The following is a 14164-nucleotide window of genomic DNA, read 5'->3' as shown; positions in this document are numbered from 1 at the left end:
TAAAAATTGCGTTAAAGCAACATGTTTTTCACTATGTTGCTTTGTAACATAACTGTAATATAAATGTCATAGTTCTGTCACATTTCACCTTTAAGCTTTCAGCAGTTTATATCAATTGAGAGCAATCCATGAAAATTTCCAGACTTACCTTGGCAGTTGCGGCCGTTTTATGTGCCGGCGCATCTGTCTCTGCATTTGCCATTGATCTGTATGTCGATACTAAAACCAAGCAAATCTATGCCGAACCCGGCATAGGACGCCAATTGATGGGGCAATTTGAGCAGGTCCAGCCAGGGGGCGGCAATGGCTACTCCAAACACGATGCTTACGGTGGCGACAGCGCTTCGGTTGAAGAATTGAAGAAAGAAATAGAATTGGAGAAAAACCAAGTCAAGGCTTTGGAAGAACATGTAACCTTCAACGAGGATGTGCATAAGAAAGAACAAGAAAAATGGTACAACAAAATTAATGTACGTGGTTATACGCAGCTTAGATATAACCAGCCTATATCGGGTGATCGTGTAGCAGGAGATGATCCAGAGTTACGTTCCCCAGGTGATGGTGGGATTAAAAATAACGGCAGCTTTAGTTTTCGTCGGGTTCGTTTAGTAATTTCCGGCGATATCAATGACTATGTTTCGTTATACCTTCAGCCTGATTTCGCAACTACTGTGTCTTCTACTATCGATAATCAAAACTTTGCCCAGCTCCGAGACGCGTACGCCGATTTAGCATTTGATAAAAAGCATGAGTACCGAATTCGTGCTGGTCAATCCAAAGTGCCATTCGGCTGGGAAAACCTACAGTCGTCACAAAACCGTTTGACCCTTGATCGTGCCGATGCATTAAACAGTGCCGTGCCTAGCGAACGAGACCTAGGCTTGATGGCTTACTGGTCACCGGAACATGTCCAAAAGCTTTGGAAAGATTTAACCAAGAAGGGCTTAAAAACATCGGGGGATTACGGTATTTTGGGTGTAGGTGTTTATAACGGTCAAGGTATAAACCGTAACGAAACCAATGACGACTTATACATAGTCGCACACAGCACCTATCCGATTGAATTAGGCTTTTTGGGGTATCCGTTCACAGGACAAGTCCTGGAAGTCGGTGCAGATTACATCAATGGTCAATTCGATGTGCCAACCGGCGATATGACTGTTTTTGATACCGGCGCAAAGTTGAAAGGTGACGACATTGCTAAAACCAAACCAGAAGGAGGGGTAAGAGAAGAACGCTACGCCGTGCATGCGGTGCTTTTCCCACAACCTTTCGGCCTACAAGCAGAATGGAACTGGGGTAAAGGTGCTACCCTTAATCCCGATGGTAAAGGTTCACTCGAAAGGAGGAGTTTGAGCGGTGGTTATGTGCAAGCCATGTACAAAATTGACAATGTTTTCCGCGAAGACGGTGTGTTGATCCCTTATGTAAAATGGCAAACTTATAGTGGTGCTTGGAAAGCAGCTAACAATAGCCCATATTCTAGGGTCGATGAGATAGAAGCTGGTGTCGAATATCAAGTTATGAAAGCCCTTGAAGTTACCATGGCTTACTCAACAATGGATCGCACCAACGTAGCTAATCTTGGGCAGGCATCGGGCGATATGTTAAGAATGCAAGTACAATGGAATTATTAATCTAATAAGGTACGAGTGTATCGATGATGAAAAAATAATAATTCTTGCTTAAACTATAACCCCAGAAATCTGGGCTACAGTTAACAGAAATAAAATTTATCTTTGCAAATAAAAGTCGGAGTCATGTAAGTGATTCCGACTTATTTTTTTACGATACTCAAAAATTTAAGTTCTATTAATGTGTGTGTTAAGACACAATGGTCGATAGTCAACGTCATTTTGGTAAAAATCTATGAGACTTTTCGTTGTTTTAATGTGTGTTTTATTTTTAGCTGGATGCAGCGGTACCCCTAAGCAATCGCGCCTTCAAAGTACAGAAAGCTTAGAAAAGCCACCGGAAATGGCGATTAAAGACCCTATAAAGGAAGACGCTAAAGAAAATGCAATAACTGGTGATGAAAAACCGCGTAGAAAAGGTTTAAACTCCGATGTTTACTTGGTTGAAGATAGCAATACCGAACTGAAAATAAAGCGCAATTTTGATGAAGCTTGGACTCTTTTGGGACAGGCAATCCGGGTCAACAACCTAAAGGCAATAGCAAAAAAGAACCAGGGTGTGTATATTGTTTCCTACAAATCAGGCGGGATATTTGGCGAATTTAATATCTTTGGCACAAGTAATGACTTAACTTATGCTTGCAAAGTTGAGACTGTAGAAAATGAAACAAAGGTCTCAGTAAAATTTGCGGATGGAAACGAAAAGCTGGATACCAGCAGCTTAAAGGATGGTGTCTCTGACTATTCATACGACAGTTCAAGTAAGCTTTTGAAACTTATCTACGAAACTTTGCTTAATGAAGTGCAGTAAAAGTTTGCAATGGCCATAAGTGACAGACTATTGAAATTGTTTGTCTGTCTCCTTGTTGTTTTTTCTGTTAAATAGTTCCTAGTAATTGACCAACCGTACAAAAAACATCGGCAAATGTGCCTTTGGTCAAGCGCTTGGTTTGAGTGTTGTAGCGGCTGCAATGGTAGGAATCGACCAGCTTTCGTCCATTTGGCAAGGTATGGCAAACATTATGGCCAAATTTTGCAGCACTTATCTTGTACCCGTAAGCCTTTAGCACAGACTGATGGGCGATTGTACCTAACGCCAAAATGACTGCTTTTCCTGGCAATGTTGCCAATTCCGCCGTTAAAAACGAATTGCATTCCGCTATCTCACCCGTTGTCGGTTTGTTTTGGGGTGGCAGGCATTTTACCGCATTCGTTATGCGGCAATTTCTAAGTTGAAGCCCATCTGATACCGATTCAGATATTGGCCTATTGCTATAACCAAACTCATAAAGTGTTTCATACAGGAGGATTCCCGCATGATCGCCAGTAAAAGGTCGACCCGTTGCATTAGCGCCGTGCATACCAGGAGCCAAACCAACGATTAATAATTCCGCATGTTGATCGCCAAATGGGGCAACAGGACGGGCATGATAACCAGGATATTTTTCTTTGATATTACATAAAAAATCAGCCAGTCTTCCACATCTTCGACAATCTTGATCAAATATATTACGCATAGATAAATTTGGGGTTTTAAAAAACTAAAAAAGAGAGCTTTGTCTCTACATGAAAATTACCAGGCATACAAGAATATTTCCATGGGGTAGCCCACATCAGCGACAAACTTGCCACTAAGCAACCTACTCAAGGACAGTGTCGGTGTGCTTTGAAGATCAGTACTGGATAGATTAGCATCATACATCGCCGCAAACGTTAACACTATTTCCTGGGTGGCCATGCCAACTCAACCTGCTCCGCAGACCTTAAATACAATTGCAAAAAACACCAACCTAGGTGCAAGATGTTAGTAATGTACCCGATTGCTGTTAAAACCAAGCGTTTAGCAAAAGCAAGGGCATGCTAAAATGCCCCATCATTCTTCTGATGAGCAAAATAAATTTGGTGTACTGAACGCTACATTTGATTAATAAACCACCTAAAGCTAAACGTCTTGTTATCACCAAGCTAGTGCAAAAAAAAAATCACCAATACCATGTCGGCATTGACCTAGGCACAACCCATACCGTTGTTGCTTATGCTAAAACTGACCACAACCAAGATATACAGCTATTACAGATAGAACAACTGGTTGCCCCCGGACAAGTAGCAACCAAACCCTTGCTGCCCTCCGTTCGTTATCACCCTGCTGAAAATGAAATATCCGAAACCGATATTATTTTTTCTCAGCCAGGCACACGCGCAATCATAGGTGAGGCTGCGCGATTGCTGGGCGCGAAGTCTAAAGGACGACTGGTCACCAGTGCCAAAAGCTGGCTGTCACATCCGTCCGTTGATCACAATGCAGATATCCTACCGTGGGGCGGTGTCGATGAGGTTGAGAAAGTGTCTCCGGTCGATGCCAGCGCTAGTTATCTCAGGCACATTCGTACCGTTTGGGGAAATCAGTTTCCTGATGCGGCATTAGAAAATCAAGATATTGTTATTACCGTACCCGCTTCTTTTGATGAGGCGGCGCGGTCACTCACTCTGGAAGCGGCAAACAGAGCTGGGTTGACCAATGTCAGGCTGCTCGAAGAACCCCAAGCGGTTTGTTACGACTGGCTGCGACGTAATATCGGCAATGTCCATAATGCACTAAAAAATGTGCGGTTGCTGCTAGTTTGTGATGTTGGCGGCGGCACGACCGATTTAACCTTGATAAAGGTCGAGCATGATCAGATAGAACCTAAATTGACCCGCATTGCTGTCGGCGATCACATCATGCTAGGTGGCGACAACATTGATTTAGCACTAGCTCATCTCGTTGAAAGCCGGTTAAATAAAGATCAATCCCGCTTATCGGTTGCTGACTTGTTTCAGTTGATTGAACAATGCCGTGCCGCCAAAGAACGTTTACTTGCCGAAGATGCACCTGAACAGGTGACCATCACCTTATTGGGTGGCGGTTCCAAATTGATTGGTGGTTCGCGCTTTACAACCTTAAGCCAAGAAGACGTGAGACAAATTGTGCTGGATGGTTTTTTTCCACTCACCAAATTGGCCGATTTACCTGATAAAAGACGTAGCGGTGTTGTGGAATTTGGCTTGCCGTATGCCGCAGAACCAGCCATAAGCAAACATATTGCTGCATTTCTAGACCTGCACAAAGATGCTTCACAAGAGGCATTACAAGGCTCAGGCACAATACCCGATGCAATTCTGTTGAATGGCGGACTGTTTCGTAGCAAGTCAATTACGCAAAGAATATTAGATCTGTGTAATTCTTGGAGTCCTAAACCTTCACAGATACTTGAGAACAATCACCCTGAATTTTCAGTAGCTTATGGTGCGCTTAGTTATGCTATCGCCAGACGTGACAAAAAACTAAAAATTGGCGGTGGTGCTGCTCGCAGTTATTTTCTCTTGGTCGATACGACATCTGCCCGACAAGAATCGAAACCACAGTTGCCAACACAATACGGCATTTGTGTACTACCAAAAGGCAGCGAAGAAGGAACAGAAATCATCCTGCATGATCGACGATTTGCCTTGCGTACCGGTGTGCCTGTCCGGTTTGACCTAGCTTCCTATTCGGGTGATAGCATCTTAAAACCTGGCGATATTACGGAAATTACTGATGATTTTCATGTCTTGCCTCCGTTGCTTGCAGCATTTGATGACACGGCCATTGATAATGGCAACGAAACGATTGTGGAACTTGGCGTTACGCAAACCGATTTAGGCACACTTAAAATTCAATGTATTGCAGTGGATGACACGGTAATTTCAAAAACAGCAACCATTCAAAATACAGGCAACAACAAGCAACAACGCTGGGATGTGGAATTTCAAATCAGGAAGCAAGGCAAGGTAAGAACGCAAGTCAATACAAAACTACCCCACCAATTTAATGCCGCCTACGAGCAGATACGGGCTGTTTTTGGCCCTAAATCTAAAGCAGTTGATCCAAAACTGGTCAAAAACCTACGGGCTGATCTAGAGAAGTTGCTTGGTCGTGATCGATCCGAATGGGATTCATCTTTGCTCAGAGAATTGTTCGCAGCATTGTTGGAAGGTCAAAAATACCGCCGTCGTTCAGAGCATCACGAACGAGTTTGGTTCAGCCTGACCGGTTTTTGTCTTCGCCCAGGTTTGGGCTTCCCGCTGGATGATTGGCGTATCGAGCAACTGTGGAAGCTCTATGCTCAAGGCATACAATTTAGTAATGAAATCCAAAACTGGAGCGAATGGTGGACTCTGTGGCGGCGCATTGCTGGTGGTTTAGATGCTATCGCTCAAGAACTGATTTTTGCGGATATAGCTAACTACATCAATCCAGCTTCTAGCAGACAACCTAGTATTGCCAAACAGGCTAAACAACGTAGTTATGATGACATGATCCGGCTTGCCGCTGTTCTTGAAAGACTACCAGTTGCCAGCAAAACCCAACTCGGCGAATGGTTGTTGAAACGCTTACAAAAAGCCCATGAACCAAAACAGACTTGGTGGGCGCTAGGGCGCGTAGGCGCACGACTCCCCTTTTACGGCAGCAGCCATAATGTCATTCCTGCCGACATTGCCGATAACTGGCTAATAACTCTGTTAACCGAAGATTGGAAAAAAAACCCTCAAGCTGCATTTGCCGCTACGCTGATAAGCCGTAAAAGTGGTGATCGAGTCCGGGATATTAATGAATCATTGCGTATGCAAATCATGGATAAGCTTAAAATAAGTAAAACACCCTATCCTTGGTTGGAAATGGTTCAACATTACAAAGAGCTAGATGAAAAAGAAACGGATCAGTTCTTTGGTGAGACCTTACCACCAGGATTAAAACTAATACATACCAGTGACCTCTAAAAATTCAAACACGGTTTCCCCACTTTGAAAGAGAGTGGGGCGAGGGAGACAAAACCAATCATCCCAGTGAACTAGGAGGAGAGGTAGAAGTTTACTTGATCATTACATTCAGTCCAATTACATCTAAAACCGTCCGAACTGAAATTGTCGAAGTTTACGAGCCTTTGGACGGGGACTCAAGGCGAATGAAGTTAATGCTTAATCAGTACGTTTAATCTGTATAATAGCCCACACATTGATCCCCGCTTTAATATTTCAGTATCTGAAAGCATTGGACTAATTAACTTACCGAAGCATAGGTAATGTTACCTATTGCCTAACATTAGGGTTTTCCATATTCTACAACTGTATTTTTGACACCTTAAAGCATCCAGCCCTATTAAACTTGCCAAGTCTATTTCTTTTTAAAGACTAAGGTTTAGATATAGTGTGCTACATTTAATCTACCGCCCCAATTAGAAAATTTGTGTCTGATTTTTTGTATGCTTTTGTTTTATCTGTAGTTGCAACATAAGTTTGCCAATTGGCAAAAAGATTACACTTCGCTACCGCCACTTGTTTAACCTAACCAGTTACTAACTGGTTTACCGAAATAGACCTATGTACACACAATTTTTTGGCCTTACAAAAAAGCCGTTTTCTCTGAGTCCTGACCCCAGCTTTCTGTACTTAAGCCCTATACACAAAAAGGCACTGACCACTTTAAAATATGGGTTGGTTAGTCAGGCCAGTATCACCGTGATCACGGGCGAAATTGGTTCTGGCAAAACAACCCTGATTATGACGGTTTTAGGGAAAGTAGAACACAAATGTACCGTCGGCTTGATCACCAATACCCACAGCTCATTTGGCGACCTTTTAACCTGGGTATTAGCCGCGTTCAATATCCCTCATGAAACTAAAAACAAGGCGGAACGCTACCAGATCTTCACTAAATTTCTGGCTGAAGAACACAAAAAACAACGCCGCGTGATCTTGATTGTTGATGAAGCACAAAACATGGACATTGAAACATTGGAGGAATTGAGGCTGCTATCCAATGTCAATATAGCCGAACATATAAAATTACAGATGATTCTGGTAGGACAACCCGAATTAGTCGACAAGCTAAACAAACCGGAACTTATCCAGTTTGCCCAACGTATCTCCATTGAATACCATCTGAAGCCGCTTAGTTTTGATGAAACCCAAAACTACATCGTACACCGCTTAAAAGTGGCTGGTGGCGACCCCGCTGTATTTAATGAAGCAGCTACTGCCGCAGTTTTTTATTACACCGAAGGTGTACCTCGCTTGATCAACAATATCTGCGACCTGGCGATGGTTTTTGCCTTTGCATCAGAAAGCAAAATAATTGGCTGGAAAACCATAGTTGAAGTGGTAAATGAAAGAAAAACTGGTGGAATCAGACGATTTAAGGGCGCCCTCTCCACTGAACCAAGCCTGATGGATCGAGCAACGGAAGCAGAAAGACTGCGCCGAGCTATTTTGGACAAAACTAAAATTGATATTTCAAAAGCTATTTGATTTCCCTTATTGACCCCGCTCTTTGAAGGCCACATTCCGGTGGCATCACAGTTACCTACTATATTTTCGATTCATACTGATACCCCCATAAGCTTCACTCACATTTAAAAGCCTGATTAACATGGGCATCCTTATTGCGACATAGGCAAAGAGCGGGGCAGCATATTCTTTAGGGCACTTCTAATAATCCCTCCATTTCCCCATGATTTTTGCATACCCTGAAATAGCCCTAAAATGAGATAATAGTGACCACTCCATCAAGACCTGATCAAGCCCATGAAACGTTGGAACGCTGCGCATTTTCACGCCGCAAATAGGGCTTAACTTAATGGCAGTGAAGTCGGATCTTGGGAACTATGATTCCAATTTACTTTTTATTACCCCATCACAACACGCTAATCTTTTCCCTCTGCGCTTGCAGGTTTTTCAAAGCTGCCCCCATATCCGCCAATTTTGCTTTTTCTTTGTCGATGACTTCTGGCGGTGCTTTATCGACAAAAGCGGGATTGCTTAACTTACCTTCTACTCTTGGTAAATCATTCTGAATCCGCTGGATTTCTTTATCTAAACGGACTAATTCTGCAGTTTTATCAATCACCCCCGCCATTGGGATTAAGAGCTTTAAATCGCCGACCAGTGAAATAGCCGATTCTGGTGCTGCCTCGCCATAGCCTAAGCAGGAAATGGATTCCAGACGACCTAACTTTTGCAGATAAATTCGGTTGCGTTCCAGATAGTCTTGGTCTTGCTCAGAAGCGTCCTGCAATAAAACAGGTAGCGGTTTGCCTGGCGCAATATTCATCTCGCCGCGAATACGGCGGACCCCCAAGATAAAATTCATCACCCAATCCATTTCGGTGACAACGCCATCATCTCCGAAATCCATTGTTTTAGGATAAGGCTGTAACATAATGGTTTCACCTGATTTACCTGCCAGCGGAGCAACGGTTTGCCAGATTTCCTCGGTAATAAACGGCATAATCGGGTGGGCTAAGCGCAATAATTTTTCCAGTACGGTTAACAAAGTCATGCGTGTCCCCCGCTGTATTGCCGGATCGGAGGATTGCAAAGAAACCTTGGCAAGTTCAATATACCAGTCGCAAAACTCGTTCCAGGTAAAAACATAAATAGCCTGTGCCGCCAGATCGAAACGGTAATTATCCATCGCTTCGCTGGTGCCACGAATTACCTGATCCAAAAGCACGTTGATCCAGTTATCTACTTGGGTGGTTTTCCAAGCGGAATGGTCGCTGCTTATGTTTAAACCATTATCTTGGCCTTCGGTATTCATCAACACAAAGTTAGCTGCATTCCACAGCTTGTTGCAGAAATTACGGTAGCCTTCAACGCGCCCCATATCGAACTTAATATCACGCCCTGTCGATGCCAGCGAAGCAAAGGTAAAACGCAGCGCATCGCAGCCATAAGGTGCTATCCCATCAGGAAACTCCTTACGAGTACGCTTTTCAATTTTTTCCGCCATTTGCGGCTGCATCAATCCGCTAGTACGTTTTTTAACTAATTCATCCAAAGTAATGCCATCAATAATATCCAGAGGGTCGAGCACATTGCCTTTGGATTTTGACATTTTCTGGCCTTCGCCGTCACGCACCAAACCATGTACGTAGACATTCTTGAACGGCACTCGCAGCGTGCCATCTTCATGCTTCATAAAGTGCATGGTCATCATAATCATGCGTGCCACCCAGAAAAAGATGATGTCGAAACCTGTTACTAAGACATCAGTTGGATGAAAGGTAAGCAGTTCTTTGGTTTTTTCAGGCCAACCTAAAGTTGAGAATGTCCACAAGGCCGACGAAAACCAGGTATCCAGCACGTCTTCATCTTGACGCAATTCATTTTCTGCCGCCAAACCGTATTTCGAACGCACTTCGGCTTCGTCGCGACCAACGTACACATTACCGTGGTTATCGTACCAAGCGGGGATACGATGCCCCCACCACAATTGGCGTGAGATACACCAGTCCTGAATATCCCGCATCCACGAGAAATATAGGTTTTCATATTGCTGAGGTACGAATTTGATATCGCCGTCCTCAACAGCTTTAATAGCCGGTTTTGCCAATTCTTTCGCATTGACATACCACTGGTCAGTTAACCAAGGCTCAATGACGACACCGGAACGGTCGCCGCGCGGCACTTTCAACGTATGTGGATCGATTTTTTCCAGCAGGCCAAGACTTTCCATTTCAGCGACAATTTTTTTACGGGCTTCAAAACGATCCAGCCCAGCATAGGCTTCTGGCACTTTTTCGCCGTGTGCGCTTGCATAGCCTTCAAAAGTTAATACAGTGAATTCGCTAACAATTTTGGCATCAAGATCTAGTACATTAATCAACGGTAAGTTATGACGTTTGCCGACTTCGTAATCATTAAAATCATGTGCAGGGGTAATCTTTACGCAGCCTGTACCGAATTCGGGATCAACGTAATCATCAGCGATAACGGGAATTTCACGGTTGGTAATTGGCAATAAGACCGACTGACCAATCAAGTATTGATAACGTTCATCATTGGAGTTAATCGCCACCGCCGTGTCGCCCAGCATGGTTTCAGGACGTGTCGTAGCAACCACTAAATGACCGCCACCATCTTTTAACGGGTAACGGAAGTACCACATCGAGCCTTTTTCTTCCTCACTCACTACTTCCAGGTCGGAAATCGCAGTATGCAATTTCGGATCCCAATTCACCAAGCGTTTGCCGCGATAAATCAGGCCGTCGTCGTAAAGCTGCACAAACGCTTCCTGCACCGCTTTGGATAAGCCTTCATCCATCGTAAAGCGCTCGCGCGTCCAATCCACCGACGAACCAAGCCGCCGTAACTGGCGGGTAATCGTGCCGCCAGATTCGGTTTTCCATTCCCAAACTTTTTCCAGAAATTTTTCACGACCCAAATCGTGCCGGGTCAAGCCTTCGCCCGCCAGTTGCCGCTCCACCACCATTTGCGTCGCAATCCCAGCGTGGTCGGTGCCGACTTGCCATAAGGTGTTGCGGCCCTGCATCCGGTGGTAACGGATCAAGGTATCCATAATCGTGTTATTAAAACCATGCCCCATATGCAGGCTGCCCGTGACATTGGGCGGTGGAATCATGATGCAATACGGCTCGCCCTGCCCTGATGGCGCAAAATAGCCTTTGGCTTCCCAGTTAAGATATAGACGTTGTTCGATGTCGTGTGGTGCGTAGGTTTTTTCCATTTGATCTTATTGTGTTAGGCTTTGGTTTAATCAATGGAAATATTTTAACAGCTTGGGTTTAGATACTGGGAGATTTTGGTGTGTAACTTTAAACTAAGAATCATGACAGTATGACTAGCCATACTTAAGAAAAATAAAACTACCCTATTTTTCATGATCTCATCAACATTTCAAAATGTTGAATTAAGTGATCATTTGGGGGCTAAATATAATCGTGTTTAAGGCAAGTAAATGACAAAAGTACTAATTGATAACGCTACAATATCGAGTGTACAGAGAGCTTTAGGCAAGGCTCCGCTAAAAGACCCTGCATTGTTAGATATTGAGCATGTTGCTTTAGCACGATTTTGTGAAGCTGTCCTACTCAATAAAGGCGTAGTCGTTCCAGACAACTATAAGACTGACTTAACACCCAATAGGAAAGCGTTAATCACTGGTGAGGCTTTCGATTTTCTACCATTGAGGCATGGTGAAGACGATGAAATTAGAGAAGTTTGTTCTTCACTTGCTCCTGCTTGGAAAGAGGCATTTCGTGCCGGCTCAGATAGATCACTTTTCTCTGAGTATTTTTCTCAAATTAACGCATATAGCAACTTTATTTGGGAACATAGCACATCAGATTACTATTTAGTCTTTCGAGCACATGGAGTTCAAAAAGACAGTCCATTGATTGAGGCTGTTCTTGCTAGCACTGCCGATGAAACGCTTGGAAAAGACCTCGAGATTATCGGTACAGACGGCAAACCAGTAGCTTGGGAAAAATTATCAAGGCATGTACAAAGAATGCTTTCTGTAATGGGTTGGTTAGGTCACCAATATATTTGGCATCAAGTCTTATCAGCCCAGCATGACTGCGCATACATGCCCCATCCATTGCGAGATTTTTTCACATACGATTTTCTTAAGAGAATTCAAATCGGCTCAAAGAGCAAAGCAACATTTGCAGCTGCTTTTGGTGATGGTCTGAGTAAATTTCAAGGAAAATTTCGCGACTCACTTGCAGCACTGGGAGCAGATCAAACCTCATTATGTATCAGTCTCCCTGGCTTCCTGCCTCTTCTTGTAAGAGAAAGCGCTAGTCGTGACGACTTTATGACAGTCCTGAATCAAATGCGTAATGAAGCAGGAATTATCGAACTACGTCAGATGTTGGAGTCAATACAAAACGGCATTGCAGAGGGAAATTACAAGCCTTTGGCTCAACTGAAACGTGACATGGAAACTATCGGTAGAAACCTTCTGATCGAAAAAGGACTTGAAGATCGATTTATCAAAATTACGCCGCCAACAACATTACTTGGTATCAAGGTAGATGGCGACGACTCATCAATAAAACTTAGGCTTCCTTCATTTCTGTATAAACAGTACTTTGTCGGTAGAACGTATCGTGCATTTGTGAAGCGTGCAATGGAGGAATTGAGTGTCCCTGCTCAATACGGTGATATTGAAACAAAACTGAATAGTTGGGCATGGATTAAAGAAGAGAAATTCTCAAAGTTTTACTTGAAGGAAGACAAGTTTCCATCTCGCTTTCTTAAACCGTTTAACAAATCAGTTTTATAATTAGGTGCTCCACAACCGGATTCGTGAGAGAAACCACGAAGCCTGATAAACATAATTTTTATGCATAAATTCTCTACAGCATCCCATGCTTACTGAAAATAACATATTTTTTCCCTTATTACGCCTGATCACCAACTCATCCGCCGCCCTAACCACTATCCATAAAAAACATGGTGAGCTGGTATTAACACGGTTTTTCGGGAAACTTATCCTGTTCGTATCTAAACCCGAACATATCGAACACATATTCAGCCAGGAAGCGAAAGGCAATGTCAGCCGGGATGCGCTTTATGATGCGAAAAAGCCGGTGTTCGGAGACGGTTTGGTCAACAGTAAAAACGAGCTTTGGACTCGGCAACGCAAATTGATGCAGCCATTTTTCAACAAAGACGCCATTACCTGCTGGAATGAGTTGATGGTCGAAGAAATGGCAACGATGGTTAACCGTTTTAAAGAAACGGAGATGTCTGAAATAAATATCTCCAAAGAAATCAAGCTGTTGGTACAAAGCATTGTCACTCGAATTTTGTTTGGCAATCAACTCGATAATGCCAAACAAAGTGTGTTGATGGAATGCGTTGATACCATTATCAAAGGCTTGGTGCCACAACTGAGTTCCGGCGTACTTGGCAGTAACATTTTCAACTACTTATTTATATGGCAAAACAGAAGTTTTAATCGCGCGGTTAAGCAATTTGCTGATTTTGTTGAACACGCCTTAAATGAAAACGCCAGCAAAGACGATCATTCGCTGCTGTCTTTATTGAGCCAGGCAACCGATAAAAAAACCGGTTACGCCATGACCGAAGCCCTGCTTAAAGACGAAGCAATTACGCTTTATTTGGCGGGACAGGACACGACGATTAATACCGTGGTCTGGTTTTTATATTTGATCGGCAAGCATGAAGCGGTTCAGCACAAAATTATTGAAGAAGTGCTTCGCTACAAAAACGAGCCGTTAACGCCGGAAAATATTGCAAAATTAACCTATACCAAAGCGGCGTTATCGGAAACCTTACGGAAATATCCGGCAGCCACGGCGGTTTCGCGAAATCCCATCGTCGATGATTTTGTCTTGGACGGCAACAGCATTGCCAAAGACACCACGATGTTAATCAGCATTTACGCCGCACATCACGATGCCCAAAGCTGGGAAAAACCCGATGATTTTTATCCCGAACATTTTTCAGACCCCGAACTGGCTGGCAAACGCCATCGCCATGCTTATCTGCCCTTCGGCGGCGGCATCCATAATTGCATCGGCAGGCATCTAGCCGAACAAGAAATGCTGGTTATCATTGTCAGTTTGTTAAGGGAGTTTTCTTTTAAAACCGAGATGACAGTGAAGACCGGAATTAGCGTTACCATGAAACCGGATAGGGATGTGCTGGTTTCTGTTAAACCTTCGTGCTAATTTTTA

At 43.6% G+C, this 14164-nt stretch carries 9 protein-coding genes; 6 read left to right on the top strand and 3 right to left on the bottom strand.

Features of this window, described 5'->3' with window-relative positions:
* Positions 1-128: 128 nt before the first annotated feature.
* Positions 129-1637 carry a porin gene (locus ABL924_RS04920; protein ID WP_349025953.1) on the top strand — a complete coding sequence of 503 codons (1509 nt, stop codon included), beginning with the start codon at positions 129-131 and terminating at the stop codon, positions 1635-1637.
* 232 nt (positions 1638-1869) lie between these two features.
* Positions 1870-2445 (top strand): hypothetical protein, encoded by a 576-nt coding sequence (locus ABL924_RS04915; protein WP_349025952.1) that lies wholly within the window; start codon positions 1870-1872, stop codon positions 2443-2445.
* Between the two features lie 67 nt (positions 2446-2512).
* Here ABL924_RS04915 and ABL924_RS04910 read toward each other — a convergent pair whose 3' ends face one another.
* Positions 2513-3151 (bottom strand): uracil-DNA glycosylase, encoded by a 639-nt coding sequence (locus tag ABL924_RS04910; protein WP_349025951.1) that lies wholly within the window; start codon positions 3149-3151, stop codon positions 2513-2515.
* A 56-nt stretch (positions 3152-3207) separates the two neighbouring features.
* A complete protein-coding gene (locus ABL924_RS04905) occupies positions 3208-3372 on the bottom strand; it encodes a hypothetical protein (protein ID WP_349025950.1) in 165 nt (54 codons plus the stop codon).
* Positions 3373-3602: 230 nt separating this feature from the next.
* On the opposite strand from ABL924_RS04905, the gene ABL924_RS04900 reads away from it, so the two are divergent.
* Together ABL924_RS04900 and ABL924_RS04895 are read left to right on the top strand one after the other, a co-directional pair.
* A complete protein-coding gene (locus ABL924_RS04900; RefSeq protein ID WP_349025985.1) occupies positions 3603-6434 on the top strand; it encodes an Hsp70 family protein in 2832 nt (943 codons plus the stop codon).
* A gap of 600 nt (positions 6435-7034) precedes the next feature.
* On the top strand, positions 7035-7961 hold the full coding sequence (locus tag ABL924_RS04895) for an AAA family ATPase (RefSeq protein ID WP_349025949.1): 927 nt from the start codon (positions 7035-7037) through the stop codon (positions 7959-7961).
* A 385-nt stretch (positions 7962-8346) separates the two neighbouring features.
* Here ABL924_RS04895 and ABL924_RS04890 read toward each other — a convergent pair whose 3' ends face one another.
* Positions 8347-11181: a valine--tRNA ligase gene (locus ABL924_RS04890; protein WP_349025948.1), complete on the bottom strand. Its 2835-nt coding sequence runs from the start codon at positions 11179-11181 to the stop codon at positions 8347-8349.
* 231 nt (positions 11182-11412) lie between these two features.
* Here ABL924_RS04890 and ABL924_RS04885 point away from each other — a divergent pair, with 231 nt between their 5' ends.
* Both ABL924_RS04885 and ABL924_RS04880 read left to right on the top strand, forming a co-directional pair.
* A complete protein-coding gene (locus tag ABL924_RS04885; RefSeq protein WP_349025947.1) occupies positions 11413-12744 on the top strand; it encodes a hypothetical protein in 1332 nt (443 codons plus the stop codon).
* Between the two features lie 85 nt (positions 12745-12829).
* Complete coding sequence (locus ABL924_RS04880) at positions 12830-14158, top strand: cytochrome P450 (RefSeq protein ID WP_349025946.1); 1329 nt, start codon at positions 12830-12832, stop codon at positions 14156-14158.
* Positions 14159-14164 lie beyond the last annotated feature (6 nt).

The sequence above is a fragment of the Methyloglobulus sp. genome (assembly GCF_040079455.1).
Classification (GTDB): domain Bacteria; phylum Pseudomonadota; class Gammaproteobacteria; order Methylococcales; family Methylomonadaceae; genus Methyloglobulus.
The sequence above is the reverse complement of the archived record's forward strand: the minus strand, read 5'-3'. Positions and strand labels throughout refer to the sequence as shown.